Origin of the sequence: Agrobacterium larrymoorei (assembly GCF_030819275.1) — a bacterium.
Classification (GTDB): domain Bacteria; phylum Pseudomonadota; class Alphaproteobacteria; order Rhizobiales; family Rhizobiaceae; genus Agrobacterium; species Agrobacterium larrymoorei_B.
Genome location: NZ_JAUTBL010000001.1, coordinates 1,622,133 through 1,648,137 on the forward strand (window position 1 = coordinate 1,622,133; position 26,005 = coordinate 1,648,137).

Annotated in this window: 22 protein-coding genes; 7 read left to right on the plus strand and 15 right to left on the minus strand. The window is 59.1% G+C overall.

The annotated features are described in order from the left end of the window. Positions 1-4: 4 nt before the first annotated feature. A complete protein-coding gene (locus tag QE408_RS07400) occupies positions 5-481 on the plus strand; it encodes a GAF domain-containing protein (protein ID WP_306929755.1) in 477 nt (158 codons plus the stop codon). Positions 482-576: 95 nt separating this feature from the next. Beyond that, positions 577-1,803: a metal-dependent hydrolase family protein gene (locus QE408_RS07405; RefSeq protein ID WP_306929756.1), complete on the plus strand. Its 1,227-nt coding sequence runs from the start codon at positions 577-579 to the stop codon at positions 1,801-1,803. A 197-nt stretch (positions 1,804-2,000) separates the two neighbouring features. Here the strand turns inward: QE408_RS07405 and QE408_RS07410 are convergent, their stop codons facing one another. The 6 genes from QE408_RS07410 to QE408_RS07435 all read right to left on the minus strand — a co-directional run bounded on the left by QE408_RS07410 (position 2,001) and on the right by QE408_RS07435 (position 9,899). Next, positions 2,001-2,696: an ROK family protein gene (locus QE408_RS07410; RefSeq protein ID WP_306929758.1), complete on the minus strand. Its 696-nt coding sequence runs from the start codon at positions 2,694-2,696 to the stop codon at positions 2,001-2,003. An 18-nt stretch (positions 2,697-2,714) separates the two neighbouring features. Then, entirely contained in the window at positions 2,715-4,085 is a 1,371-nt protein-coding gene (gene zwf / locus QE408_RS07415; protein ID WP_306929759.1) for a glucose-6-phosphate dehydrogenase, read from the minus strand. Positions 4,086-4,102: 17 nt separating this feature from the next. Beyond that, a complete protein-coding gene (gene gnd / locus QE408_RS07420; protein WP_306929761.1) occupies positions 4,103-5,107 on the minus strand; it encodes a phosphogluconate dehydrogenase (NAD(+)-dependent, decarboxylating) in 1,005 nt (334 codons plus the stop codon). A gap of 13 nt (positions 5,108-5,120) precedes the next feature. Then, positions 5,121-7,538 carry a glucan 1,4-alpha-glucosidase gene (locus tag QE408_RS07425; protein WP_306929762.1) on the minus strand — a complete coding sequence of 806 codons (2,418 nt, stop codon included), beginning with the start codon at positions 7,536-7,538 and terminating at the stop codon, positions 5,121-5,123. Between the two features lie 331 nt (positions 7,539-7,869). Beyond that, the gene (locus tag QE408_RS07430) at positions 7,870-9,240 is read right to left on the minus strand and encodes a sensor histidine kinase (protein ID WP_306929763.1); all 1,371 of its coding nucleotides are present in this window, start codon (positions 9,238-9,240) and stop codon (positions 7,870-7,872) included. Further along, positions 9,237-9,899 carry a response regulator transcription factor gene (locus tag QE408_RS07435; RefSeq protein ID WP_306929764.1) on the minus strand — a complete coding sequence of 221 codons (663 nt, stop codon included), beginning with the start codon at positions 9,897-9,899 and terminating at the stop codon, positions 9,237-9,239. The genes QE408_RS07430 and QE408_RS07435 overlap by 4 nt, the downstream gene beginning before the upstream one ends. Positions 9,900-10,033: 134 nt before the next feature. Between QE408_RS07435 and QE408_RS07440 the strand changes: the two genes are divergently transcribed. Continuing rightward, positions 10,034-10,540, plus strand: a complete 507-nt coding sequence (locus QE408_RS07440) for a hypothetical protein (protein ID WP_306929766.1) — start codon at positions 10,034-10,036, stop codon at positions 10,538-10,540. 136 nt (positions 10,541-10,676) lie between these two features. On the opposite strand, the gene QE408_RS07445 is transcribed toward QE408_RS07440, so the two are convergent. Continuing rightward, a complete protein-coding gene (locus QE408_RS07445; protein ID WP_306929768.1) occupies positions 10,677-11,324 on the minus strand; it encodes a TetR/AcrR family transcriptional regulator C-terminal domain-containing protein in 648 nt (215 codons plus the stop codon). Between the two features lie 84 nt (positions 11,325-11,408). Here QE408_RS07445 and tet(30) point away from each other — a divergent pair, with 84 nt between their 5' ends. Further along, on the plus strand, positions 11,409-12,614 hold the full coding sequence (gene tet(30) / locus QE408_RS07450) for a tetracycline efflux MFS transporter Tet(30) (protein ID WP_306929769.1): 1,206 nt from the start codon (positions 11,409-11,411) through the stop codon (positions 12,612-12,614). A 68-nt stretch (positions 12,615-12,682) separates the two neighbouring features. Here the strand turns inward: tet(30) and QE408_RS07455 are convergent, their stop codons facing one another. The 8 genes from QE408_RS07455 to QE408_RS07490 form a co-directional block, all read right to left on the minus strand. Then, entirely contained in the window at positions 12,683-13,891 is a 1,209-nt protein-coding gene (locus QE408_RS07455; RefSeq protein WP_306929771.1) for an amidohydrolase family protein, read from the minus strand. 66 nt (positions 13,892-13,957) lie between these two features. Continuing rightward, complete coding sequence (locus QE408_RS07460; protein ID WP_306929772.1) at positions 13,958-14,935, minus strand: ABC transporter ATP-binding protein; 978 nt, start codon at positions 14,933-14,935, stop codon at positions 13,958-13,960. After that, a complete protein-coding gene (locus tag QE408_RS07465; protein ID WP_306929774.1) occupies positions 14,932-15,930 on the minus strand; it encodes an ABC transporter ATP-binding protein in 999 nt (332 codons plus the stop codon). The genes QE408_RS07460 and QE408_RS07465 overlap by 4 nt, the downstream gene beginning before the upstream one ends. Further along, positions 15,927-17,432, minus strand: a complete 1,506-nt coding sequence (locus tag QE408_RS07470; RefSeq protein ID WP_306929776.1) for an amidohydrolase family protein — start codon at positions 17,430-17,432, stop codon at positions 15,927-15,929. The genes QE408_RS07465 and QE408_RS07470 overlap by 4 nt, the downstream gene beginning before the upstream one ends. After that, positions 17,429-18,622, minus strand: a complete 1,194-nt coding sequence (locus tag QE408_RS07475) for an amidohydrolase family protein (RefSeq protein ID WP_306929777.1) — start codon at positions 18,620-18,622, stop codon at positions 17,429-17,431. The genes QE408_RS07470 and QE408_RS07475 overlap by 4 nt, the downstream gene beginning before the upstream one ends. Positions 18,623-18,643: 21 nt before the next feature. Further along, positions 18,644-19,591: an ABC transporter permease gene (locus tag QE408_RS07480; RefSeq protein ID WP_306929778.1), complete on the minus strand. Its 948-nt coding sequence runs from the start codon at positions 19,589-19,591 to the stop codon at positions 18,644-18,646. 13 nt (positions 19,592-19,604) lie between these two features. After that, the gene (locus QE408_RS07485; protein WP_306929779.1) at positions 19,605-20,570 is read right to left on the minus strand and encodes an ABC transporter permease; all 966 of its coding nucleotides are present in this window, start codon (positions 20,568-20,570) and stop codon (positions 19,605-19,607) included. A 73-nt stretch (positions 20,571-20,643) separates the two neighbouring features. Further along, complete coding sequence (locus QE408_RS07490; protein WP_306929780.1) at positions 20,644-22,203, minus strand: ABC transporter substrate-binding protein; 1,560 nt, start codon at positions 22,201-22,203, stop codon at positions 20,644-20,646. Between the two features lie 249 nt (positions 22,204-22,452). On the opposite strand from QE408_RS07490, the gene QE408_RS07495 reads away from it, so the two are divergent. The 3 genes from QE408_RS07495 to QE408_RS07505 all read left to right on the plus strand — a co-directional run bounded on the left by QE408_RS07495 (position 22,453) and on the right by QE408_RS07505 (position 25,986). Next, complete coding sequence (locus tag QE408_RS07495; protein WP_306929782.1) at positions 22,453-23,142, plus strand: GntR family transcriptional regulator; 690 nt, start codon at positions 22,453-22,455, stop codon at positions 23,140-23,142. A gap of 74 nt (positions 23,143-23,216) precedes the next feature. Continuing rightward, positions 23,217-24,740 carry a gamma-glutamyltransferase family protein gene (locus tag QE408_RS07500; RefSeq protein ID WP_306929784.1) on the plus strand — a complete coding sequence of 508 codons (1,524 nt, stop codon included), beginning with the start codon at positions 23,217-23,219 and terminating at the stop codon, positions 24,738-24,740. 4 nt (positions 24,741-24,744) lie between these two features. Continuing rightward, positions 24,745-25,986 (plus strand): amidohydrolase family protein, encoded by a 1,242-nt coding sequence (locus QE408_RS07505; protein WP_306929786.1) that lies wholly within the window; start codon positions 24,745-24,747, stop codon positions 25,984-25,986. Positions 25,987-26,005 lie beyond the last annotated feature (19 nt).

Genomic DNA, 26,005 nt, shown 5'->3' on the forward strand with positions numbered 1-26,005 from the left:
CGACATGCACAATGAGATCAGCCTTTACCAGGCCATGAAGCTCCCCGATCAGCCGGCACCCTTCTTCCAAGCGCTCGATGATCTGTTTCAGCGGGACATCGGACATGTCCTCTTCACCCTCCTGGCTGTCGATGGGGGGGAGGTCGTTCGCATCTATTCTTCCGACCCTGAACATTATCCCGTCTCTGGCCGCAAGCCGATGACCGACACGCCCTGGGGCCGCCACGTCATTGGTCAGCACAAGAGCTTTCTCGCCAAGGATATGGACGGTATCAAATGGGCCTTCTTCGATCATGAACTCATTGCGAGCCTCGGGGGCGGCACGCAGATCAATGTGCCCGTCGTCTTCGACGGAGCCTGCATCGGCACGATCAATCTGACCCATCGCGCAGGAGTTTATGACGAGCGCCATCTCGAGCGCGCCGAGGCTTTGGCGCCCTGGTTGGTGCCATACTTCCTGCTGGCCGCAAAACAGATCTGACGACGCGGACCACGTGATAAAACACAGAACTAAAGCGTGAGAGCGCATTCGAACGATCGCGCGATGCTTTAAAAACATGATTGAAAGTAAATGCCATGAGTTCAATTCTTCTGAAAAACGCCCGTATCGTTGATGGATCGCAGGCGGAACCGACCGCGCCGATGGATGTCCTGATCCGCGACGATCTCATCGTAAAAGTTGCGCCAGCCATTTCCGAAACGGCCGACCGCACCATCGACCTCACTGGCAAGATTCTCATGCCGGGACTGATCGATGGCCATGTGCATGTGATCGCCACCAAGCTCGATCTGGGTGCGAATGCCGATCTGCCCAACTCTCTCGTTGCGCTCCGCTCTGCAAACATCATGAAGGCAATGCTGATGCGCGGCTTCACCACGGTGCGTGATCTTGGCGGTGCCGATCACGGTCTGGTCGAGGCGCTTCAGGAAGGGACGATTGTCGGTCCGCGGCTGATCATCTGTGGCAAGGCGTTGTCACAGACCGGTGGTCATACGGATTATCGTGGGCGGTTCAACCGACGTTCCGTCGCGCATTATCCCGATCAACTGGGTGCGCTCGGTCGAATTTGTGATGGCGTCGACGCCGTTCGCCAGGCATGTCGTGAGGAGGTCAAGGGCGGCGCGCAGTTCATCAAGCTCATGGCCAATGGCGGCGTCTCCTCGCCGACCGACCCAATAGCGAACCTTGGCTTCTCGAAAGAAGAGGTTCTTGCCGCCGTTGAAGAGGCGGAGAATGCACAGACCTATGTGGCCGCGCATCTTTACACCGATGCCGCCATTCGCCGCGCCATCGAATGCGGCGTCAAATCGATCGAACATGGCAACCTGATCACGCCGGAAACGGCGCAACTTGCCAAGGAGCGCGGCGCCTTCGTCGTTCCGACCAACATCGTTTATGACCGTCTGGCGAAGGACGGCGCTTCGCTCGGCCTGCCGCCGGTCTCTGTTGCCAAAATCGAGGATGTGCGCAGCGCTGGCTTCGAAGCTTTAAAGGTGCTGCATAAGGCAGGCGTGACCATAGTCTATGGCACGGATTTGCTCGGCGAGATGCACGAGCATCAATCGGAGGAATTCGTTCTTCGTGGCGAACATCTACCGGCCGAAGATGTCATCCGTTCCGCAACACTGGATGCGGCAAAGGCGCTTGGTTTTGAAGGCAAATTGGGAACCGTGGCCGCGGGGGCTTTCGCCGATCTCATCGTCGTGGACGGCAACCCTCTCGACGATCTCTCGGTCTTGACCGGGCAGGGCAAGCATATGCCGTTTATCATCAAGGGCGGTGAATTCGTCAAGCAGAGCTGATGCTGTCAGAGAGGCGCGTCCTAAAGCGTTTCCATTTAACAAGGAAAAGCTCTAGGACGCCAGCCACGGCTACAGTTGTCGAGTGGTCACGAGCTGCTCGAAATCTCTTTGGGCGCGCTTACAGCATGTCCCAAGATTTCCAAATCCGCTCCCCACGTCCTGCCTGTGGTAGGGTAATTTGGCGCAAACCAGAGACATCACGCGATCAGCTCTTTGTCCTTCCACAGGCGGAAGCCGCCCTCGAAGGCGAGTGTATTGTCACCACGACGGCACTTCGGCGGAAGTGAATCGAGTTTTTCCACATTGCCGCCGCCGATCACCACATAGTCGGGCTCGAGTGCTGCCGTGAGCGCCTCAACGACATCGAAGACCCGCTTTTGCCACTTCTTGTGGCCCTTCTTTTCGCGGTAGGCTTCGCTCACATAATGTTCGTAGCTCTTGCCCTTGCGATAAGGGAGGTGGGCGATCTCCATCGGTTGCGCAACGTTCTCTACGATCATCGCCGCTCCAAGCCCAGTGCCGAGCCCAAGAAACAGCATGCGTCCGCCCTTGTAGGATCCCAATGCCTGCATCAGGGCGTCGTTGATGATGCGGACGGGATGACCGAATGCGGTTTCATAATCGAACCCGACCCAACCATCGCCGAGGTTCACGGGGTCGCGAAGCGGCTTGTTATGAACAACAGGCCCGGGGTAACCCATCGAGATCACGTCATATTTGATGTCCTCCGCCATGGCTTTCACGGCCGCGACCATGTCGGAGGCGGTCATGGACTTCCCGCTTTCAGCCTTCTGTTCCTCGCCACCCGCGCTGGAAAGGATTTTGACGTGGCTGCCGCCGATATCGATGGACAGGACAATGCGATCTTCGGTCTCTGAAATATCTTGCGTCATATCTATCTTCTCCAATCGTCAGGCAGGGTCGACCCAACCTCCGGGCGGTGCGAAATTCTCCATGTCGCTTGGCCCCCAAGTCCCTGGCGTATAGGTTGGTGGAATGGCCTTGTCGTCCAGGATCGGCTCGACGATCTTCCACGCCAATTCCGCTGCATCCTGCCGGGTGAAGAGTTGCCGGTCACCGGCCATGGCGTCGCCGATCAATCGTTCATAGGGCGCCATATCGCCGATTCCGTCATCAAGCGCGGTGAGTTCGACTGCTTCGCCTCGCATTTTTTCGCCTGCTGCCTTGCGGCGCGCGCCGACACCGATGGAAATATCTGGCCCGAGGCGAAAGCGGATATAGTTAGCCGATGCATCCGTGATCTCATCAAAGAGGGTTACAGGTGGCCGCTTGAAGCGGACGACGACTTCCGTGGCGTGGGCGGGCAGGTTCTTGCCTGCGCGGATATAGAATGGCACGCCGTTCCACCGCCATGTCTCAACGCTGAAGCGAACGGCGGCAAAGGTTTCCGTCGGTGAGGAGGGGGCCACACCCGGTTCATCGGTATAGCCTTCGAATTGACCCCGTACCACATCGTCTTTCGAGAGTGGCGGCATGGCCTTCAAAACCTGCACCTTCTCATCCACCAGATCGTCGGAGGCACCGGTCGCAGGCGGCTCCATGGTGAGAAGCAGGAGAACATTGACGAGGTGGTTCTGGATCACATCGCGAATGCAGCCCACTTCGTCATAGAATTTGCCGCGCCCCTTGATGCCGAAATCCTCGGCCATGGTGATCTGAACGCTCTCGACGTGGTCTCGATTCCAAACCGGCTCAAGGAAGCTGTTGGCGAAACGAAAATAGAGGAGGTTCTGAATGGCTTCCTTGCCGAGAAAGTGGTCGATGCGGAAGATTGCCTCTTCCTCGAAGACTTTGTGCAGAACCTCGTTCAGCTTCTTTGCCGAAGCAAGATCGCGTCCGAAAGGCTTTTCGACCATCAGGCGGGCGTTTTTGGCAATCCCTGCCTGATCAAGACTATCGGCCACGGTTTCAAACAGGGATGGCGGGATCGCGAGGTAGTAGAGCGGGCTTTTATGCTCGGCCAGCGCCTGCTTCAACTTGTCGAATGTCGACGGGCTGCGGTAGTCGCCAGACACGTAAGACATTTTCTCCGCCATCTTGGAGAATACGGTCTCATCGATATGGTCGACATGTTTTGAAACGGCGTCTCTGGCACGCGCGATAAGCTGGTCGCGCGTCCAGTCGTCAAAGGCAACACCGATGATCGGCGTGTTGAGCGCGCCGCGCTTCACCATCGCATAGAGCGAGGGGAAGATCATCTTATGGGCAAGATCGCCGGTGGCACCGAACACCACCAGTACGTCGGATTGTTCTTGTGCCATGGCTCTTGTCTCCCGCCTTACTTGGCTTTTTCCAGATGCCCGCCAAAGGCATGGCGCATGGCGGAGAGCACCTTGCCGGCGAACTGCGCCTCGCCGCGTGAGGAGAAGCGTTCGAAGAGCGCCGAGGCGAGAACCGGTGCCGGAACGCCGGTCTCCACGGCGGCCTGCAACGTCCAGCGGCCCTCACCAGAGTCCGAGACACGGCCATCATAGTTTTCCAGATGCGGGTCCTGCTTGAGGGCCTCTGCCGTCAGATCCAGCAGCCAGGAGCCGATAACCGAGCCATGGCGCCAGACTTCTGTTACGGCGGGCAGGTCGACATCGAAACGATAATATTGCGGGTTGGCAAGAGGTGCCGTTTCCGCATCCGCCTCGCGCTCGCTATTGCCGGCATTGGCCGCCTTCAAGATATTGAGCCCCTCAGCATAGGCGGCCATGACGCCGTACTCAATGCCGTTATGGACCATCTTGACGAAGTGACCGGCACCTGCCGGGCCGCAATGGAGGTAGCCTCTTGGCGCGGTCCCCGTATCCGGATCTTCCGCAATATCCTGACCAGCGCCGGGGGCGAGCGAGGCGAAGATCGGGTCGAGCCGCTCCACGGCTGCCTTCGGGCCACCGATCATGAGCGAGTAGCCCCGCTCAAGGCCCCATACGCCACCCGAGGTACCGACATCGATAAAATCGATACCGAGCGGCGCGAACTCCGCGGAAAGGTTGATGGCTTCATGGTAAAGCGAGTTGCCGCCGTCGATGATGGCATCGCCATTATCGAGCTTCGAGGCAAAGTCCCGTGCAATTTTCGGGGTGATGGCGGCGGGCAACATCAGCCAGACGGCGCGCGGCTTTTCGAGTTTGGAGATGAGGTCAGCGGCCGAGGAGGCACCCTTGGCACCTTCTTTGACGAGCGCTGCAACATTGTCTGCGTTGACGTCGAAGACGACGCAGTCATGACCTTGCTTGAGCAGGCGGCGCACCATATTGGCGCCCATGCGGCCAAGACCTACCATTGCGATCTGCATATCATTCTCCATGTTAAATGCGTGTGGATTCTTCCGATTCCGCCACAACGTGAACGGTAAAGTTAGTATTTTCCCAATGCCCGCCGTCCTGCCAGTAGAAGGTGAAGACAATCGTCTTGTCCTCATCCTCGTGGCTCAAAGGTAGGTCGGCATAATATGTTCCAAGCCCTGACGGCACCATCGGTGTGTCTGTAACCGTCGCCCAGTCATCTATGCTCCAATGCACCAAAGCGTCTGCCTCCGTTTCAAGTCTCAGCGTCTTGCCGAGCGGGATGGAGGACAAGCGATTGTTGAAGCGCCATATCCGCAGATCCGAACGGGTCCTGTTCTTGATATAGCGTTCCACGCCCTGGGGCGGCATGTCGAAGACCGCTCCGTCTTTCAGAGAACGAAGCAGCTTGATATGTTCGGAATGCGCCCAGACCAGAGGCATGGCGCTGCCGGACGGGCGGCCGAGGAAAAGCTCTTTCTCCGGAACATCAGGGCCATCCCAGACCTGCTCTGGGAAAAGTCCGCCCGACCCTGCCGATCTTTCCAAAGTCGATAGAAGGCCTTCAGCGACCTCCCGCCGGCCAGCTGCGAGTTCGTAATGGGCGCGTTCCCCAGCTAGCAGAGGCCAGGGCCTGCCTTGGCCCGTGCCATTGAATGGCGCACCATCTTCGTGCTCTCCATAGCCGTCGCCGGTATAACGGTACCATAGCGGACCTTGTGGCAGATCGGCCCGCAGGCTGTGATCGATGGCTTTGATGGTGTCGACGATATGTGGATCATCCGGCGCACGCAGACCAAAGCGTACCAGCGCCAACGCATCGGGGCTCAAAACGTCCGCCGTCGGCAGGAGCGCCCGGTCCGGTGTCTGGTTGCGGATTTCGATGTCGCCCGAAGCGCTGACCTCATCTGTGACACCGATGGGCGCGATGCGGACGTAGTGACCGGAGATGCCGACCGCGGCGCAAAAATCCTTCTCGCCCGCAAAGGTCCATTTTTCGATCTGGTCGTTCCAGCAGTCGGCTGTTTCACGCAGATGATTGGCTGCTACCTCATCTCCTTCGAGGGATAGAAGGTCGGCGGCTGCCAGTAGTGCTGATACTTCAACGGCAAGAGTAAAGGGGCTGTAGCCTGCATCCTCCTCCCAGCGGTCTTCGGCGGTGGCGGGGCCGTTGGTGATGATGTAGTTCGCGGCGCTGCGCAGCATTGGCATGAAGCGCTTCAATGCCTTCGCATCGAGATGTCCGAGACGGCGCAGCATATCGGTGAGCAGAATGGGAAAGGCGCATTCATCCATCTGGATGCCGGGCCAATAGGGTTTTCCATCGAGCCAAAGGTTTTGCGGCCAACGGCCCGAGGGCTGCTGGACGAGGCGAAGGTAATCGAGGATGGCGATCGCCTCCTCGGCATTGCCTGCTGCGAGAAATCCACCTGCTGTTTCCACCAGATCCCGGGGCCAAACGAGGTGATAACCGCCAAGATCGTCGTCGCCCTTCGAAAAGCCCCAAGGAATGGAGAGGCTGGCCACGACAGCGCCAGGGCGGTCTGCTGCTCGGTGAGAGGCGAGAACCGCGGTCGAAACCCGGTAGGTATTCACGCCGTTCTGCTCTTCTCGATCGAGCGGAGCAAGCTTCTCCTGCCAGGCCTGCCAGTTGGCAACATAGTGCTGCTGCGCCTTGTCGAAGCCATCCTTCAGGCTTGCAGTCGCTGCAGCCGCAGCTTCGAATTCGGTTTGACCAAAACCAATGGCAAGCGTGGCTTCGGTGCAGTCGCTGGTGAAAGCCAGCTCACCAGCGAGCGCGACATTGCCGTCATCGGCGCGCTGATACTGTTCTGCAATTCGTCCATGCTGCTTCAACTGCCGCCAACCATCCGACACGCCGACGAAGCCGGCACTCAAGGCTCGCCATGGGATGTCTGATACCAGCGCCAGGTAGCGGGAGCGGCCAGTGGCGAAAAGCACCGGCTTGTCCTCGAACTCACCGATCCAGGCTGAGTTCAGCTGTCCAGCGTTCACCAGGTGTGGAGCCAGCAGAGCCGTAACCCTGTAGTCGCCCACATCTCCCTTAAGCGCGGCGAAGCGAACGCGTTGTAGCACACAGGCTCGGGCGGGATCGGTAATCACCTGCTTCTCGATGCGATAAAGTCCGTCTCGCGCCGTATTGGTGATGGAGAAGGCAGGGATGCCAGGAGCAACAGTTGTCGTCTCGGGGTCGCAGTCGCGCTTTTCCTCTGAGAAGTAGCCGTCTTTGCCGGTGACAACCAAGCCGAAATCACGGGTGCAGGCGCTATCGACGCGGGGGTAGTAAATTTCGTTTAGAACGCCGTGGCTCAATGTGAACCAGACACGGGAGTGTTTGGAAAGCGCGGTGCCGATGCCATTCTTCGCACTTGAGGTCCAGCGCGCGTCTATGCCAGGCGCTCCGGGAGCGGCGTCTAACATTCGCCTCACACCCAGTCCGGGTGGCTCCAACTCGTTTTTGTTGTTCGCTGGAAAATCACTAGAGGAAGGACTGGCCATTTCAAGAATGCCTTAATGCGCTGCGAAATGAATAGCTTAACTTCAAAAATTGTAACATGGGCGCTCATACCACCCACGTCGTCTAATGCATACTCCAATACCGGGGGGTATTGGGCAACTTACATTTCTTTAATTCTCAGACAAACCCCGATGCGTTTATCGCTTTATCCAGCGCCATCTTCATCAATGCCTATATCAAATCCGCTGCAATAACGAGATTGACTCGGTTTCGGTTGCACCGATGCGCGACGACTTATGACGATATGTGACTGGAGATCGGGAGCGTTACGATGGCCTGAAAACCGCTCTCACTATTTTGGAGCCTTACGGTGCCGCCATAGAGTTCAGCGATTTCCTTTGAAATACCCAAACCGAAGCCACTGCCTTGTACACTCTCATCTAGCCGCATGCCCGGCTGGAACGCCTCGTTGATCCTGTCTTCGGAAATGCCCGGGCCGTCGTCTGTCATCGTGATCTCGACAAAACCGCCCTTCCGCACGGAAGAAACCGTTACGGCTGTGGACGCCCATTTGAACGCATTGTCCAGCAGATTGCCGAGAACTTCGTCCACGTCTTCCGCATCGCAGCGGAGGCTGGTCTGATCCTCAACCTCGCAGCGAATTGACAAAGCCTTGTCCCTGTAAATGTTTGAAAGAACAAGAATGAGGTCGTCGAGACGAGGGCGAAGCAAGACGTGCCTGCTCGATAGCTGCCCCGCCGCCGACTTTCGCGCATCGGCAAGATGATGCCGGATGCGACGGTCGATGCGCTGGACGAGATCTCTCAAACCGCCATTCGCATCGTTGTCGTCGTTCAAGCCGAGCGTGAGGCTGGCGACCGGCGTTTTAAGCCCATGGGCCATATTGGCGAAATGAATCCGCGCCTCCTCAAGCCGCCGCTCGTTTAATGCGATCAGCCGGTTGATCTCCGTCGATACGGGCTTCAACTCCTCCACGTCCCCCTCAGAAAGAGTTGAGCGGTTCCCGGCTGACACCTCTCCAATGTCGGCCGTCAAGCGCTTCAGCGGCTTAAGGCCGAACCGGACCTGTAAGTAAGTGCCAATGAGGAGCGTTATACCAAGAAGCGCCATGGCTGGCACGAGCCACATGAGGGAACGGAACGCAGGATCGGTCAACGCAGCGTCTGGCGCAGACGCCGTGATCTGCACAGGCTGGCCATTAATACGAGTGAACAGGGTGCGTGTGTAAAGCCCACGTCCGTTATCGTCTTCCATATCACCCGGCCTAGGCCGCGCCGACGCGAGATCGCGCCAATCCGCCGGGCGTCCGCCAGGTTTGAGGACGCGCCGCTCCAGAGAACGGGATGAGATCGTCGATGTCTCTGACTTGATCTGCCAATACCATCCGGAATTTGGTCGATCAAAAGGCGGTCCGTCCAGTTGAGAAGCCAGCATTAGCTGGCCGTTTTCGCTCATGGTCAGGCCGCTGCGCAAACCTTCAATCTGGGTATCGAGCCGCTGGTCGATCTGTTCGCGAACGACCCCGGCAACGATGAGCCATAGGATAACGGATGCGACGAGAATAGCGCCCGCCACAAACACGGCGGAGAATGCCGTGAGTCGTCCGGCAATCGAGCTGGGGCGGGAAAGGCGCGGCCACCTCATGACGCAGCCGTCATCATGTAACCCCTGCCACGCACGGTCTCGATGAACTCGGCGCCGATCTTTCGCCGCAGCCTTGCCACGATGACTTCGATGGAGTTCGAGTCCACTTCGGCGTCGCCATCATAGACGCGTTCCATCAACTCGCTTCGGTCCACGATAATCTCTTTGCGCAAGATCAGGCAGGAGAGTACGCGCCACTCCAGGGCGGTCAGCTTCAAGGGAACGCCATCCTTCTCGAAGGCTCCGAGCTGGGCGTTGAAGGTGATCGATCCACAGGTGACGGTTGCGCTGGCATGGTTGTTGGCGCGCCGAACCAGAGCGCGCAGCCGCAGGACCAGCTCCTCGACCTTGAATGGTTTGGTGAGAAAGTCGTCGGCTCCCGCTTTGAAACTTGCCACCTTGTCCGGCCAGCCATCTCTTGCGGTCAGCACGAGCACCGGAAATGTTCGGCCTGCGTCGCGCCAGGAGGCGAGCACCGAAACGCCGTCGATCTTGGGGAGCCCGAGATCGAGGACCGCGACATCGAAGGCTTCGGTGAGCCCTGCATGCTGACCGTCTTCACCGTTGCGCGCAATATCGACAACGAAGTTTTCGTTTCTGAGACTGCTGGCAATCCGGTGTGCAAGGTCGGTATCGTCTTCGACAAGAAGGACACGCATGAGGAAATTCTACTCCGTGGGATCCGGCTTTCTTATGGTGCTGGACGCTTAACTCAAGCTGAACGGGATGGTTCAGACTGGCGGTGGTGGGGCTTTGGTAGAAACGGGCATTCCAATCACAAAGGAGACCAGAAATGTCTGTTACACCTGAAACCGAAAACAAGCATCACGAAGACATCAAGCACGTCCATCCGCATCCGAAGAAGCGTTCTGCGGCTGCCTTAACCATTGGTGCCATCGCCCTTTTGGCAGTCGGTATTGCCGGAGGTGCAGGTGCAATGAAGTTGACACGCCCCACGGCAGAGCTTGCGCCCATCGCACCCGTCGCGATTTCGGCCATGCCAAACGACAGCCTCACCAGCGTCAAGGGCAAGGTGGTGGAAATCTTCGGCAACAAGTTCATCATTCAGGATGAAAGTGGCCGCGCGCTCGTTGAAACGGGGCCGGAAGGGAAGGGTGGTACGATCGTCAACAAGGACGAGGTCGTGACCGTCCAGGGCCGCTTCGACGATGGCTTCCTCCATGGCAGCTACATCGTCCACAAAGACGGAAAGACCGATCAACTCGGCCCGGCGGGTAAACCTCCTCGCGGTCCGGAGAGTGGTCCTCGGGGACCGGAGGGCGGCCCCCACAGGCCCTAATCTTCTGATATCCCTTTAGCGAAAGCGAGTAGATGAGATTCGATAAGGCCGCCCGGTGTGCCGGGCGGCCTTATCATCATGGGTGGAATCAATGCGATGGTTTGGAGCGTGAGAAGGGGGCTTGCACGGCTTGCCCTCACACTGATTGCTTACGCCGCAACGTTTCCTGCAAACCTGCCACAAGATAACCAAGCCCGCTCTCGAACACAGCTTCGGTGTTGACCGTCCCGACCTCCCGACAGGTTTCTAGAGCGTCGGTCAGCAAGGGAAACGGCGCAATGTCTGCATCGAAATCAGCTTTTGGCAGGTCGCGGTCGATCCGTTCACGCTCCTGCTCTCCCTGTTCTTCAAGAACATAACCCACTACATAGCGCGTCACGCAGATGGCGATACCGAAGGCCTCTTTGGCCGAAAAACCCGCATCGACATAGAGTTGCAGTACCTTTTCCGCATCGGCAAAATCGGCGACGGATGGTCGTGTGCCTGCGGTCAATCGCGCGCCATCGCGCATAGTCAGCAACGCTTTGCGGACGCTGCGGGCATTGGCTAGGGTAAATGCCACCCAGTCCTGGCCTGGTTTGGGCAGGCGATCGTGATGATAGCGCAGCAGCATCTCCGAGTTGATCGCATCCAGCAATTCCGACTTGTTGCGGAAATGCCAGTAGAGTGCCGGCTGCTGAACCCCCAGCCGCTCCGCAAGCTTTCGCGTGGATAGCTTGTCTATCCCCACTTCATTCAGCAGCAGCAGAGCCTCATCGACAATGCGCTCGCGTCCAATCGCCATGAAAACACCTATTGACTTATCAGTGATAAGGGAGCTTATCACTGATAAATTTATCGCTGATAAAGCCTACAAGGACGCCTCTCCATGAACAAGGCCCTCATCGTTATTCTCGCAACCGTTGCGCTCGATGCGATCGGTGCTGGTCTGATCTTCCCCATTCTTCCCGATCTCTTGCATGAAGTAACGGGAGGAAACGACTTCGGATTTCTCTATGGGCTCATGCTGGCAGTCTTCGCCATCATGCAATTTGTCTTCTCGCCGGTTCTGGGCGCGCTCAGCGATCGGTTCGGGCGGCGTCCGGTTTTGCTGCTTTCTCTGGCTGGAACTCTCATCGATTACCTCGTCATGGGCCTTTCACCACTCGGCTGGGTGTTGGTGGTGGGCAGAGCGGTCGCTGGCATAACCAGTGCCAATATGGCGGTGGCGAGCGCTTATATTACCGACATAACCCCGGCCGATCAGCGTGCGCAGCGGTTTGGCACGATTGGCGCGGTGATGAGCACGGGCTTCATCATTGGCCCGGTCATCGGGGGTGTGATGGGTGCCTGGTGGCTGCGCTCGCCCTTCCTTGTGGCGGCGCTGTTCAATGGGCTCAATTTTCTCGTCGCACTGTTCGTTTTGCCGGAAAGCCGGTCAGCGAACGAAACCAGGTTCGAGCTGAAAGAACTCAACCCCTTGCGACCTTTGCTCTGGCTGTGGAATTTCAAAGAACTCCTGCCGCTTGTTATCGTCTTCGTGGTGTTCGGTCTTGTCGCCGCCATACCAGGGACGATCTGGGTCCTCTACGGTGCCGAGCGGTTTGGGTGGGATTCCGTTCATCTCGGCCTGTCGCTATCGGTTTTCGGCGTTAGTGGCGCACTGGCCCAGGCCTTCCTTGTCGGGCCGTTATCGCGCCGCTTCGGCGACCTCGGGACCTTGATGATCGGCGTCGCCTTCGACATGTTGGCCTATGTTCTGATGGCCTTCGCCACCCAAAGTTGGATGGGGTATGCCGTGGCACCGCTCTTTGCACTCGGGGGTGTTGCGATGCCGGCGCTACAGTCGCTGGCAACCAGCCATGTGAGCGATGAGCAACAGGGACAGTTACAGGGTGTTTTGGCGAGCCTGATGAGTCTTGCCGGTATCGCCGGACCGGTTCTGACGACCGCCTTGTTCTTTTCAACCCAAACCGTCTGGATCGGCACGACATGGATGGTGGGAGCCGCGCTCTACCTTCTGGCGTCACCGCTTTTTGCGAGGGTAAAGGTGCCGAAGCCTGTGGGCGAATATCAGCGCGAGACGCGCGTTTGAAATGACATCGCAGCACGTTGCAGGCCGGGGTTCGTCCCGGCCTGCTTTGGTATAGGCTGGGTCTGCTGTTAACGCTTCACCCGCCCGTTTTCGGCAACCAGGCGGCCGTTCTTGAAAACCTTGTGTCGCGTCGGAAAGGCAATTACGGCCTCCGGCACATGCTCCGCTGCCAGGGAGACGAAATCAGCTTTCGCACCGATTTCAATCCCATATCCGTCTAGCCGCAAGGCTTTTGCACCAGCAGCCGTCACGATCTCGAAGGCAGCAGAGAGCTCGTCGTCGGTGTAGAAGCCAGATCTGTAGCCGATGATTTCTGCACGGTGGAGCATGTCGCCATCACCATAGGGCCACCAGGAATCGCGGATATTGTCACTGCCGCTGAAAACCGTCACGCCTTCGCGGCGCAGCAGAGCGACCGGTGGGAAATTGTGGTTGCCGGGGGCATTGGTCATGATCGAGACTCCGCTTCGCGCGATCCGGGCTGCAATCTTTTTCGCCGCATCTGGTGCAAGGTCGCCCAGACCATAGGCATGACTGACGGCGACATGCCCTTGCATTCCGAGTGCAATGGTGCGGTCGCAAATTTCCTCGATGGTAAAAGCGCCCATCGAGCCTGCGTCATGCAGATGGATATCGATATCGACGCCATGCTTTTCCGCAACGCCGAAGACCACGTCGAGATGGCCGTTGACGTCGCGGTCGAAGCTTGCGGGGTCGAGCCCGCCTACAAGATCTGCGCCAAGACCGATGGCGGCATCGAGAAGCTCTGGCGTTCCCGGGCTTTTCAGGATGCCGCTTTGAGGAAAGGCGACGAGTTGGATATCGATCATATCCCGATATTCCTCGCGCACAGCGAGGATGGTTTCCAAAGACTTCAGCCCGACCGAACCATCGACCATCACGTGGCTACGCATCTGGGTCGTGCCTTTGGAAATGCAAAGATCGAGCTGATTGCGCGCGCGCTCCGCCATCGGCTCGGCCTTCGCCATGTTCTCAGCCTGGAAGGCGACACGTTCATGAACATCAAAGCCATTGGTGCAGGGGCGATGCGACACCCACTTCCCGCCATAAAAGCTGGTATCGAGATGGATATGTCCTTCTACGAAGCCCGGCAGCACAAGATCGCCGGAAAGGTCGATCGATGAGGCGGACGCCGCGCCCAGCGAAGTGGGACTGCCTGCTGCTTCAATGGCTGTGATCCGGCCATTGTCTACGTGAATGTCGCGCAGGGACCCGTCGGCCAGCTTGGCATTGGTGAAGATGGTTGTGGTGGTCATCGGGGTTTCCTTTCCGTATTTTGCACCATGAGGCGCAAGCATTCGCTTGCTCATCACAGCACTTGTTTATCGTGGCGCCAGATGGCAGGCGACCTTGCCGCCGCCTTCCCGTGTTCGGACCTCCGGCGCAACCTTGCTGCACAGCTCGGTGGCGATGGGACAGCGTGGATGGAAGGCGCAGCCCTTTGGCGGATCGAGCGGACTTGGCGGCTCGCCGCCCATCAGCGCCCGATCGCGATTGGGGGCTGCGACATCGGGGATGGTTTGCAGCAGAAGCCGCGTGTAGGGATGTTGAGGATTGGCGAAGAGTGCCTCTGTTTCCGCTTCCTCCACAATCCGGCCGAGATACATGACAGCGATACGATCGGCCATGTGCCGGACGACGGCGAGATTGTGGCTGATGAAGAGGTAAGTCAGGCCAAGCTCATCCTGCAATCTGCGCATCAGATTGAGGATTTGCGCCTGGACGGAGACATCGAGTGCCGAGGTCGGTTCGTCGCAGACAAGGAATTCCGGCTCGCTGGCGAGCGCTCTCGCAATCGAGATGCGCTGTCTCTGACCGCCTGAAAACTCGTGCGGAAAACGCCCGGCATCGTCCGCAGACAGGCCGACGGTTCGCAACAACTCCGCCACGCGCGCATCGATCGCCTCCCTGCCTTGACGCAGACCGAAGACTTGAATTGGTTCGGCAATGATATTGCCGACCCGCCAGCGTGGGTTGAGGCTGGCGTGCGGGTCCTGAAAGATCATCTGGGCTTCGAGCGGCTTGCCACTGTTTACGCCCTTTTCGGCCGGCGCAAAGACGATGGCGCCCTCGCTTGGGTCATACAGTCCCGTCACCAGTCGGGCGACGGTGGATTTGCCACAGCCGGACTCCCCGACGAGAGCAAGGCACTTGCCTTTCTGCACTGTGAAGGTCACGTCCTGGACGGCGCGAAGATAGCGTTTCGGCTTGCGGTCGATCACACGGTTCAACCAGGGAGCGGAGACGTCGAAGACACGCGTCAGCTGATCGACTTCCAGCGCATTGTCAGGGCTTCTCATGCAACACCTCCATCGTGGACGAGACAGGCGACGCTGCCGTGATCATTGCGCACCAGCGCGGGTTTCATTTGCCGGCAGCGGGGGCCGACATCCGGACAGCGGGGATTGAACGCGCAGCCTTCAGGAATGGCGTTGAGCCTGGGCATGGCACCATCGATCTGGGTTAGCCGCTCGACACGGGCGCCAAGTGCGGGAATGGAACCCATCAAGCCGCGCGTATAAGGGTGCTTGGGGTTACGCAGCACCTCGTTGACCGGGCCGACCTCGATCACCCTGCCAGCATACATGACGGCAACGCGGTCGGCGGTTTCGGCAATCACACCCATGTCGTGGGTGACGAGCATGACGCCCGCGCCCTTTTCGCGGCAAAGCTTGCGCAGCAGCGTGGTGATCTGCGCCTGAATGGACACGTCGAGCGCGGTGGTGGGTTCGTCGGCAATGATCAATTGCGGATCGCCCGCAAGCGCGAGCGCTATGACGACGCGCTGGCGCATGCCACCGGAAAACTGATGAGGATAATGATCGATGCGCTCATCCGCGCCCGGAATGCCGACCTGTTTCAACAGGCCGACGGCGTGGGCGCGTGCTTGCGCGCGGCTGCGGTTCGAGTGCAGACGTATCGTCTCGATCAGTTGCTGGCCGACCGAGAAGAGCGGGTTGAGCGAGGTGAGCGGATCCTGAAAGATTGCGCCGACCATGCGGCCACGAACCGTGCTCATCTCCAACTCGCTCAGAGTATCGGTGCGCGTGCCGCCGATGCGGATTTCGCCCGCAGCAATCCGTCCCGGCGGTTCAAGCAGCCCAAGAACGGCCATGCCTGTCATCGACTTGCCCGCGCCGGACTCGCCGACGACTCCTAAAATTTCGCCTCGCTCGACGGTGAGCGAGACGTCGGAGAGGGCGGTCAGAATGCCTTTGCGGGTTGGGAACTCAACGGACAGGCCTTTGACTTCAAGAGCCGGCATGGCTGTCGGTGTCTGAGTGGCTGAGGTCATCGCGACACCTCGCTGGAGTGATGCGTAAGCGGATAGCTCGGCGGGAAAATCTCCTCGACCGGCGGATGCTGAAACGTCCGTTCGGGATATTTGGCGACAAGTCCATCAAACTGACGCTGTGCCTGACGCCTGGCGGCGATGAGGTCGATGCCCGCCACCTCTCCGTCACGCATCGAAATCCGTCCATCGACGATGGTGGCGCGGGTAACGCGACCGGTGGCGCCGTAGACAAGCGTCTGGATCGGATCGATCCGTGGCGCGATCATGCTGTCGGCCATGTCGAAAACGGCGAAATCGGCTTTCGCGCCCGGCGCGATACGGCCGAGATCCCGCCGCTTCAGCGCATCGGCGCCGGCAATCGTTGCGGCATCATAGAAATCGGCGGAAGACCCGGCATCGCCTCGACCTTCCGCAAGCCGGTTCATCATCAGTCCGACCGACATGTTCAGAACCATATCGGGAGGGGCGGTGTCGGTTCCCATGCCGATCCGAATGCCCACCGCCTTCAGGCGGGAGAAGGATTTGAGCACCGAGCCGTGGCGGGCAGAGACGAGCGGACAATGGGCGACGGTCACGCCCTGTGCGGCGTAGCGCGCAAGATCGTCTTCTGTCGCGACGGTCGCATGCGGGGCAATCAGTCGTGGTGAAAGGAGGCTAAGGCTGTCTAACCACTCGGGCGCCGTCTTGCCATGCAGGCGGCGCACGGTTTGCAATTCCATCTCGCCCTGCGCCATATGCAGGCGAACAGGCATATCCATATCATTGGCATGAGCAAAGGTCTGACGCAGCAGCGTTTCGGTACAGGTCTCCACACGATCCGGTGCGAACATGCCCGAAATCAGGCCATTGCCGCTGCCGTGAATGCGTTGGGCAAAGGACGCGGCCTCTGTCAATTCAGCCAATCCCCGCTCGTCATCGAAGACCGGCTGCATGGAGCCGCTTTCATCAAGGATGACCCCGCCGCTGCGGTAGGCAGGACCCAGCCAGACGCGGATGCCGAGCTCTTCCGCAGCATCTGCTGCTGCTTCGAATTCTGCAACCGTCTCGCCCCAGGCACGGTAAAACAGCGAGGCGATCGGAAGTGCCGACGTAATGCCGTTCAAGAGAAGCTGCGCAAAGGCGTAACGCTTCTGAAACGCAAGTTCGTCCTGGCTGTACATTTCGTAGGCGCGGGGTGCGTAGTCCGCGGCCCAGACGCGGCCCTTCTTCCAGCCGGGCTGGTTGTCCATGGCGAGAACGGTCGTGTCGAGATCGGAGAGCGCATCCAGATCGACAAAGCCCGGACCGATGAGAGCGTCGCCCATGTCATAGCGTTCCAAGACTGCGCCCTCGAAATCTCGACCGACCCAGAGAATTGTGTCGTTGTCGATGACGACTTCGCCGTCCGGAATGAGACGCCTGCCTTCGGGCAGATCGGCAACGACGAAGCGGGACTTGAGCGCCCAGCGCCCCGGCGGTCTTTTACCCAGCGGAAGCATCGACCAGGATGAGGGCGCGTTCATGGGCGCTCCTTCAGGCTCGTGCCGTCTCGGGCGGCGACATTGCCAGCGGTGACCACGAGCTTGCGAGGTTGATGCGTGACGATCGCTTCGCCGACCGTTTCCCCTTCAACGATGACGACATCGCCACGGCCGCCAATCGTGAGTGAATGTTCAGCACGATCCATGGCTTGAGCACCGCCAGTGGTGCAGACATCGAGCGCCCAAAGCAGTTCATCATCGCGACGCAGGTTGTTTTTCATGCCGAGCAACATCGATCGCTCCAGCATGTCGCCATTGCCATAGGGCCCCCAGGTATCACGGAAGCCATCGACACCGGCACCGAAGCGGACACCGGCGGAGCGCAAACGGCGCAGAGACGGGACTTCGCGCGAGGGCGGGGCCGTCGTCAGGATCGGCACATCGAGTTCGGCGCAGGTGTCGATCAGCCCCTGCGTCATGTTCCAGTCCGGATCGCCAAGGCAGAAGGCATGGCTGACGGCGACCTTTCCTTGCATGCCGAGCGCACGGATGCGCTCGAAGATCAATTCCATGGAGAAGGCACCGAGTTCGCCGCTTTCATGCAGATGGATATCCACGCCCTTGCCGTGCTTCTCGGCGATGGCAAAGATCGTATCGAGATGACCGTTGGGATCACGATCCATGCCGCACGGGTCGAGACCGCCAACAAGATCGGCACCCATCGCCATGCCGGCATCCAGCAGTTCCGCCGTGCCGGGGCGGCGCATCAGGCCCGATTGCGGGAAGGCGACGATTTCGATTTCGACAATGCCCGCCAGCTGGCGCCGCGTCTCCATCACGCCTTCCAGAGCGACCAGACCTTGATCGGTGTCGATATCCACATGGGTGCGGATGAGCGTCGTGCCGTAGCCGACCGATTGCAGCGCCTGGCGCATGGACTGGATATGAGCGTCCAACCCATAGTCGCGCTTGACCTTGCGCTCGTTGTCGATCTTGTCGATCAGACGCGGACCGACTTCATTGACGTACCAAGGGTAGCCCAGCAGAGATTTATCGAGATGGGTATGAGCATCGACAAGGCCGGGAATGGCGATACGTCCGCCGGCATCCTCGACAGGCAGGCCCTCGGCTGCGAGATCCTGGCCGATGTCGGCAATCCGACCGTTGCGGATCAGAATATCGGCGGTGTCGCCGCCCATCGGTCTTGCGTTAGTAATCAGAAGGTCGCTCATGGACATTGTCCCCGCACGGTTTCAGCGCAGTTTGGGATTGAGGGCGTCGCGCAGCCAGTCGCCGAGCACGTTGATCGAGACGACAAGCAGACAGAGCTGCAAGCCTGGAAAGAGCACGATCCACCAGAGCCCGGAGAAGAGATACTGGTTGCCGATGCGGATCAGCGTGCCGAGCGACGGTTGTTCGGGCGGCATGCCGACGCCAAGAAAAGAGAGCGTCGCCTCGATGAGAATGCCCAGACCGAAGTTCAACGTTGCCGTGACGAGCAGCGGCGTCGTGGTGTTGGGAAGAATATGCTTCAGCATGATCTTCCATTTGGACAGCCGGATCAGCCGGGCGGCCTGAACATATTCTTTGTTGCGCTCCACCATGGTCTGAGCGCGCACGGTGCGCGCATATTGCACCCAAGCCGAAAGCGAGATGGCAAGCACGATGACGCCGGAGGCCCCAGCTTCCCTGAGCGACGGCGGCAGTGCCTGTCTTGCCAGTGCTGACACGAGGATGGCGATCAGCATTGTCGGCATGGAAAGAAGAACGTCGCCCGTGCGCATCAGCAGACCGTCGGCCCATTTGCCGTGATAGCCGGCGACGAGGCCAAGCATCGTGCCAATAACAAGCGAGACCAGAACGGAGCTTGCGCCGATAATGATCGAGGCACGGGAGCCGTAGAGTATGGCTGACAGCATGTCGCGCCCCTGAACATCGGTGCCGAGAATGAAGGGCCATTGGCCCTCCGGCATCCAGATCGGGGGAATTTCGGCGTTCAGCAGGTCGAGTGACGCGAGATCATAGGGGTTCTGCACCGTGATGAGCGGGGCGAAGAAAGCTGAGGCGATCAACATCAGAAGCAGGATTGCTGCGGCAATCGCGGAGGGGTGGCGCTTGAAACTCCACCACAGGTCGGATTGGAGCATCCTTGAAAGTCGAGAAGGACGGGAAACGGCGGCGGTCTGTTCGATGGCGGTCATGATGGTTTCCCGGTCATGCTGCACGCAGCCGAGGGTCGATGACGGCGTAAGCGATGTCGACCAACGTGTTCAGCGTGACGAAGATGAAGGATACGATGCAGAGATAGGCCGCCATGACGGGAATATCGACGAAGGTCACGGCCTGCATGAACAGCATGCCCATTCCCGGCCACTGGAAAACCGTTTCGGTGACGAGCGCGAACGCGATCAGATTTCCGACCTGCATGGCGGTGAGTGTCACCACCGGCATCAGACAGTTCTTCAGTGCATGGCGAAACCAGAGAGCGCGTCTCTTGACCCCGCGTGCGCGGGCGAACTTGATGAAATCGGTCCGAAGTGTTTCCAGCATTTCGGCGCGCACCAGCCGCATCACCAAGGTGATCTGGAAGAGCGAAAGCGACAGTGCGGGCAAAACAATCGCTGCGCGTCCTGACGGGGTCAGGAGCCCGGTGGACCACCAGCCGATGCGCACGACCTCTCCGCGACCATAACCCGGCAACCAGCCAAGGGTGACGGAAAAGGTCAGGATCAGCAGAATGCCCACCAGAAAGCTTGGCAGGGAAACGCCGACGATCGATGAGAACTGCAAGGCTTCGGCCCACCAGCGCCCGCGACCGATGGCGGTAAAGACGCCAAGCGGAATACCGATGGCAAGCGAGAGGAAGGTGGCGATGAGCACCAGTTCGAACGTCGCCGGGAAACGCTCTGCGATCAGTGTCAGCACGGATTGCTGGTTTCGCCAGGATAATCCGAATTCCCCTTGGGCCGCATTGGTGACGAAGCGGACATATTGAACGAGAAACCCGTCATTGAGGCCGAGCCGGGCACGCAGCTCGTCGCGTTCGACCTGGGTGGCGCTTTCATTGACCATGATCTCCACGGGATCGCCGAGGAAACAGAAAATGAGGAAGGCGAAGAAGGCAACCGTGAGCATCACGAGAACGGCGTTGCCGATCCGCTTGATGAGGAAGGCGAGCATGACACCCTGTCCTTTGTCCGAAGAAAGAAAGCTGGCCCCCGCGACACGTCTGCGCGGCGAGGGCCATCCGCTGTTACATTTTCACCAGCCAAAGGCGGGGAAGATTATCCGAGAAGAGCGGGAAATCCTTGACTTTCGCGCTGGTTGCCCAGGCAAGCGGCTGTTGGTGCAGCGGGATCATCAGAGCGTGTTCCTTGGCGATCTTCAGGGCATCTGCCGAAAGAGCAAGGCGCTTCGTCCGGTCCAGTTCGACAGCCGAGGCTTCCGTCACCTTGTCGAACTCCTTGTCAGACCATCCACCCCAGTTGAAGATGCCGAATGAACCTTCCTTGGTGTGGAGAACCTGCGAGGTGAGGCTGTAGGCATCGAGCATCGGCAGCGTTGCCCAACCGAGCGTGTAGACATCGACCTTGCCGGACGAGCGCTTCGGTGTCTGCACGGCCCGAGGCCCCTGGTCGAGCTTTGGCTTGAGCCCGACGCGCGACCACATTGAAGCGACCGCCTGACAGACCTGCTCTTCATTCACCAGCGTGTCGGAGCAGTTAAAGTCGAACTCGAAACCTTCTGCACCCGCCTCCTTGAGCAGCGCCTTGGCCTTCTCCGGATCGGCCTTGAGCGGCGTATCGAGGGCGGCGTCGTAACCGGGGATCTGTGGAGCGACCAGCGTACCGGCATTTCGGGACTTGCCGCGCATGACGCGCTTTTGAATGAGGTCCAGATCGATGGCGAGCTGCATGGCCTGGCGCACACGCAAATCCTTCATCGGGTTCGGCGCACCGGACAGCAGCGTATCGCGCTGGCTGAAGCCGATCATGACGGTGCGCAGATCCGTGCCTTCCAGAAGCTTGACCTGCGATACTGCAGCCTCAAGACGCGGCAAATCCTGAACAGGTGCCTGATCGGTAAAATCGATATCGCCGGAGAGCAGTGCTGCGACGCGCGTGGCGCTGGAGGCGATCGGCGTCAGTTCGATGCGGTCGATATTGTGCTCAGGCTTATCCCACCAGCCATCATATTTGACGAAAACCGTCTTGGCGTCGGGCTGTCGGCTTTCGACCTTGAACGGGCCGGTGCCGTTTTCATTATAGGTCGCATAACCCTCGGTGCCGGAGCCGACATCCGTCGGCGCTTCCGCTTTGTTGTCCTTCAACCATTTTGCGTTGAAGATATAGATGGTCGTCAGATCGTTCAGGAGCAGCGGGTAATTGGCCGTCACATCGATTTCGATCGTATGCGCATCGATCACGCGCGAGCCTTTATAGGCCGGGATATTGCCGCGCAGCGGCGACTTCGGATCGGTGGCGCGCAGGAGCGAGGCCTGGACGTCGTCAGCGGTGAAATCCGCGCCATTGTGGAATTTTACGCCCTCGCGGAGCTTGAAGCGCCACGTCGTCGGCGAGATGATTTCATAGGATGTGGCGAGTGCCGGCTCAAGCTTGAGATTGCGGTCATAGCGCATCAAGCCCTCATAGGCGTGGTTGAGCACGCCAAGAGCAAAGCTGTCTCCGTAGGAATAGGGATCGAGGGAGCTGATATCGCGCGAGGCGCCCCATTTCAGCGTGTTGGCCGTGGCCGGCATGGTCAGAGCAAGAAGCGCAAGGCTCGTTCCCAATAATATGCGTTTGCTTAACATTGTGGTCCCCTTTTTATGGATTCATATTGCATTCGATTTCAATCGAAATTGCATGCGATTTTGACGTTCCGCTCCGTTTTTCCTCGGGTTGGTAATGTCTGTCGCGCCATTCTGTGTGGCTGTAGACCGAGGCTATGCAACTTCGTATGCAATTTCAAGTCAAAAATTGTATGCAATTAAATTGGATGGATTCGGTACAAAATTTGTGCGATATACGGCCTAAATGTATACGAGCGGGATTTGAAATCGATGTCCACGAATCTGACCAGAAGCGACGCGATCTATGCCTCGCTGCGTCGCGCCATTCTCGAGCAGGCGCTGAAGCCGGGCACGAAACTGCCGGAAGATTCAATCGGGGATACATTCGGCGTGAGCCGCACGAGTGCCCGTAATGCTCTGGTCCGGCTGTCTTCGGACGGCCTGGTGGAGATCAAGCCGAACCGTGGCGCTGCCGTTGCCATGCCGACGCTCGAAGAGGCTGTGGAAGTATTCGCGCTGCGCCGCTGCCTTGAGCGGGAGGTTATCGACCGGCTGTGCAAGCGCATGCCGAAGGACGGCATCGATGCGCTGGTAAGCCATGTGCGGGAAGAGGAACGCGCCTTGCGCGCATCGTCGCCGCGCTCCATCCGGCTGGCCGGGGAGTTTCACATCCTGCTGGCGGAGCTGACTGGCTCCAAGCTTTTGATCGAATTCATCATCCAGGTCGTCTCCCGGTCGTCGCTCATCCTTGCACGTTTCGGCAGACCGCATTCAGCGGAATGCGGGATCGATGAACATATCCAGTTGATCGAGGCACTGAAAAATCTCGATGTCGAGGCTGCGACCCACATCATGGACCACCATTTGCACGCGGTCGAAGATCGCGCCAAAGCCGATGACGAGGATGACGGTCCGGATATCAGCGAAATCCTCAGCCGCTACATCTCGGCCTCGGAGTGAGGTTGGGTAGAATGGCGACGCGTGAGGGCATCTTTTCACATCAGAACACGCACGCTGCCCGGTCACGGCGGGGCATGGTCACGACGCCGCATCGCGCTGCAAGCGAAGCCGGTGCCAAGGTTCTGAGACGCGGCGGCACGGCGATCGAGGCCGTGATTGCGGCAGGGGCGGCATTGACGGTGCTGTATCCGCATTTTTGCGGGCTGGGTGGGGATGCCATCTGGATCATCGCAGACGGCGAAGGGCGACGCGAAGCGATCATGGGCATCGGGCAAGCGGCTGAGAATTTGCCGAAGCTCGATGTTATTCCAACACGTGGCCCTCTCTCCACCTTGACGACGGCGGCGCTGGTCGACAGTTGGGGCCAGGCTCTAGACTATTCTCATGCCCATTGGGGTGGCACCGAGAGCTTCGCGAGCCTGCTGGGCGATGCGATAGAATTTGCGGCGGGCGGCTTTCCCGTCAGCCAATCCCAGGCCCACTGGCACCAGTTTCGCAAAGACGAGATCGATGGATGGCCGGGCGTTTCCAGCTTCTTCGTGAAGGAAGGTATACAACGCCAGCCGCAGTTGGCCGCCGTACTGGAAGAGATCGCCCTTCAAGGCTACCGGACATTTTACGAGGGCGAGGTGGCTGACCGCATTGCCAGGGGGCTTGAGGCGGCCGGCAGCCTGATCCGAAAGCGCGATCTGGAAAAGACAGGTGCGACGATGGCCGCCCCCTTATCGCTCACCTACCGCGATTTCGAACTTTTGGCTCCGCCGCCGCCCAGCCAAGGTGTGACGACACTGTCGATCATGGGCATCCTGTCGAATTTCGCGATGCATGGCACCGGTCCGGATACTTCGCAATTCTATCATCTCTGTGCAGAAGCGATCAAACAGGCCTTTCTGGAGCGGGGCAGTATCGCTGACCCGGACTTTGTCGAGCAGGACTGCGCCGCCTGGCTGGCGCGGGATTGTCTCGCGGCGAAGGCGGGGAAAATCAATCGCAATGTCGCCTTGCCTTGGCCTGCACCCTTTCGTAATGGCGATACGGTGTTTCTAGCCGCGACGGATGCGCAAGGCCGCTCCGCCAGCCTTCTTCAAAGCACCTATTACGATTGGGGCAGCGGCGTGCTGCTGGAAGATACCGGCATCCTCTGGCAAAACCGCGGCGCGGCGTTCAGTCTCGACCCAAATAGTCCCAACGTGATCGCGCCTGGCAAGAGGCCCTTTTATACGCTTAACCCTGGTATTGCGCTGCGCGGCGGAAAACCAGCGATCCTCTACGGAACGCAAGGTGCCGACGGTCAGCCGCAGACGCTGACCCTGTTACTGAGCCGGTTGATTGACCATGGCCTTGATCCGCTTTCGGCATTGTCAGCGCCGCGCTTTCTTCTTGGCCGCACATTTTCAGACAGCCGGGACAATCTCAAGATTGAGCAATCTGTCGGCTCAGACGTGATCGATATGCTTACACGTTATGGCCACGGCGTCGTCGCTATTCCAGAACTCAGCGCGCTTGCGGGTCAGGCAGGGATCATCAAGATTGGTGAGGATGGCTGGATCGACGGCGCGCATGACCCGCGCAGCGATGGTTGCGCAGTGGGAGTATAAGCACATGCGCGCCGATGTCCTTCTTCGAAACGTTCGGACCGCAGCAGAGCCTGGCGTCATCGACATAGCCATTCGCGACGGGCTGATCGTCGACATGCGCCGCAACATTCGCTGCGAGGCCATTGAAGAGGAGGATTTTGACGGTCGGTTTGCCTTTCCGGGCTTCGCCGATAGTCATGTGCATCTGGATAAGGCCTGTATTCTGGAGCGCTGCACGATCTGTGAGGGCACGCTGGAGGAGGCGGTGCGCGAAACGGCGAAGGCCAAGGCCGGCTTTACGCAGGAGGATGTCTACGACCGTGCAAGCGCTGTCGTGCGCCAAGCGATCATGCATGGCACCAACCGCATGCGAACCTTTGTCGAGATCGACCCACGCGCGGGCATGCGGTCCTTCGAGGCGATCAAGCGGGTTCGGGAACGCTTTGCTTTCGCCATCGATATCCAGATTTGCGCTTTCGCACAGGAAGGATTGACGCAGGAACCGGAGACGGAAGCCATGCTCGACGAGGCACTTCGCACCGGCGCGGACCTCGTTGGCGGATGTCCCTACACCGATCCCCGCCCGGAAGAGCATGTGCGTCGCATCTTTGCGCTCGCAAGGAAGCACGACGTCGATGTCGATTTCCATCTGGATTTCAGCCTAGACCCCGCCAAGACGGATCTTCCGGCGGTGATTGCCGAAACCACGGCCAACGCCTACGCCAGCCGTGTCACCATCGGGCATGTCACCAACCTTTCCGCTCTTAATCCCGAGGACCGATCCCTTATCGCCCGAAAAGTTGCCGAGGCTGGCATCGCGCTCGTCGTTCTGCCAGCGACCGATCTCTTTCTGATGGGGCGGGGCCGAGCGGCAAATATCCCCCGCGGTATTACACCGGCTCATCTCCTTTCGGCAGATGGGGTTCGGACAGCGGTCGCGACCAACAATGTGCTCAACCCATTCACGCCTTTCGGCGATGCCTCGCTCGGGCGAATGGCCAATCTCTATGCCAATGTGATGCAGCTTTCGCGTGATGACGATATTGATCAGGTTTTCGCCATGGTCAGCGACCGTGCGGCTTCGATCATGGGCGTTGATCATCGGTTACGAATCGGTGGGGTTGCCGATATCGTCATTCTGGATGCTGATGATCCCCGTCATGCCGTGCGTTCTTCGGCACCTGCGATTGCGGGCTGGAAGGCCGGACGAAGAACCTTTGTTCGTCCAAAGCCCATCATTTTCGACACGGCATCATCTGATCCGTAGGAGCTGCCTTTAAGTCACT

Excerpts from the sequence above, each read along its gene's own strand:
- QE408_RS07480 (WP_306929778.1), bottom strand. The coding sequence starts at position 19,591 with ATGACCGCCATCGAACAGACCGCCGCCGTTTCCCGTCCTTCTCGACTT.
- QE408_RS07460 (WP_306929772.1), bottom strand. The coding sequence starts at position 14,935 with ATGAGAAGCCCTGACAATGCGCTGGAAGTCGATCAGCTGACGCGTGTC.
- zwf (WP_306929759.1), bottom strand. The coding sequence starts at position 4,085 with ATGGCACAAGAACAATCCGACGTACTGGTGGTGTTCGGTGCCACCGGC.
- QE408_RS07505 (WP_306929786.1), top strand. The coding sequence starts at position 24,745 with ATGCGCGCCGATGTCCTTCTTCGAAACGTTCGGACCGCAGCAGAGCCT.
- QE408_RS07465 (WP_306929774.1), bottom strand. The coding sequence starts at position 15,930 with ATGACCTCAGCCACTCAGACACCGACAGCCATGCCGGCTCTTGAAGTC.
- QE408_RS07455 (WP_306929771.1), bottom strand. The coding sequence starts at position 13,891 with ATGACCACCACAACCATCTTCACCAATGCCAAGCTGGCCGACGGGTCC.
- QE408_RS07440 (WP_306929766.1), top strand. The coding sequence starts at position 10,034 with ATGTCTGTTACACCTGAAACCGAAAACAAGCATCACGAAGACATCAAG.
- QE408_RS07425 (WP_306929762.1), bottom strand. The coding sequence starts at position 7,538 with ATGTTAGACGCCGCTCCCGGAGCGCCTGGCATAGACGCGCGCTGGACC.
- QE408_RS07430 (WP_306929763.1), bottom strand. The coding sequence starts at position 9,240 with ATGAGGTGGCCGCGCCTTTCCCGCCCCAGCTCGATTGCCGGACGACTC.
- QE408_RS07400 (WP_306929755.1), top strand. The coding sequence starts at position 5 with ATGCACAATGAGATCAGCCTTTACCAGGCCATGAAGCTCCCCGATCAG.
- QE408_RS07405 (WP_306929756.1), top strand. The coding sequence starts at position 577 with ATGAGTTCAATTCTTCTGAAAAACGCCCGTATCGTTGATGGATCGCAG.
- QE408_RS07475 (WP_306929777.1), bottom strand. The coding sequence starts at position 18,622 with ATGAGCGACCTTCTGATTACTAACGCAAGACCGATGGGCGGCGACACC.
- QE408_RS07470 (WP_306929776.1), bottom strand. The coding sequence starts at position 17,432 with ATGAACGCGCCCTCATCCTGGTCGATGCTTCCGCTGGGTAAAAGACCG.
- QE408_RS07445 (WP_306929768.1), bottom strand. The coding sequence starts at position 11,324 with ATGGCGATTGGACGCGAGCGCATTGTCGATGAGGCTCTGCTGCTGCTG.
- QE408_RS07410 (WP_306929758.1), bottom strand. The coding sequence starts at position 2,696 with ATGACGCAAGATATTTCAGAGACCGAAGATCGCATTGTCCTGTCCATC.
- QE408_RS07435 (WP_306929764.1), bottom strand. The coding sequence starts at position 9,899 with ATGCGTGTCCTTCTTGTCGAAGACGATACCGACCTTGCACACCGGATT.
- QE408_RS07495 (WP_306929782.1), top strand. The coding sequence starts at position 22,453 with ATGTCCACGAATCTGACCAGAAGCGACGCGATCTATGCCTCGCTGCGT.
- QE408_RS07485 (WP_306929779.1), bottom strand. The coding sequence starts at position 20,570 with ATGCTCGCCTTCCTCATCAAGCGGATCGGCAACGCCGTTCTCGTGATG.
- QE408_RS07490 (WP_306929780.1), bottom strand. The coding sequence starts at position 22,203 with ATGTTAAGCAAACGCATATTATTGGGAACGAGCCTTGCGCTTCTTGCT.
- gnd (WP_306929761.1), bottom strand. The coding sequence starts at position 5,107 with ATGCAGATCGCAATGGTAGGTCTTGGCCGCATGGGCGCCAATATGGTG.
- QE408_RS07500 (WP_306929784.1), top strand. The coding sequence starts at position 23,217 with ATGGTCACGACGCCGCATCGCGCTGCAAGCGAAGCCGGTGCCAAGGTT.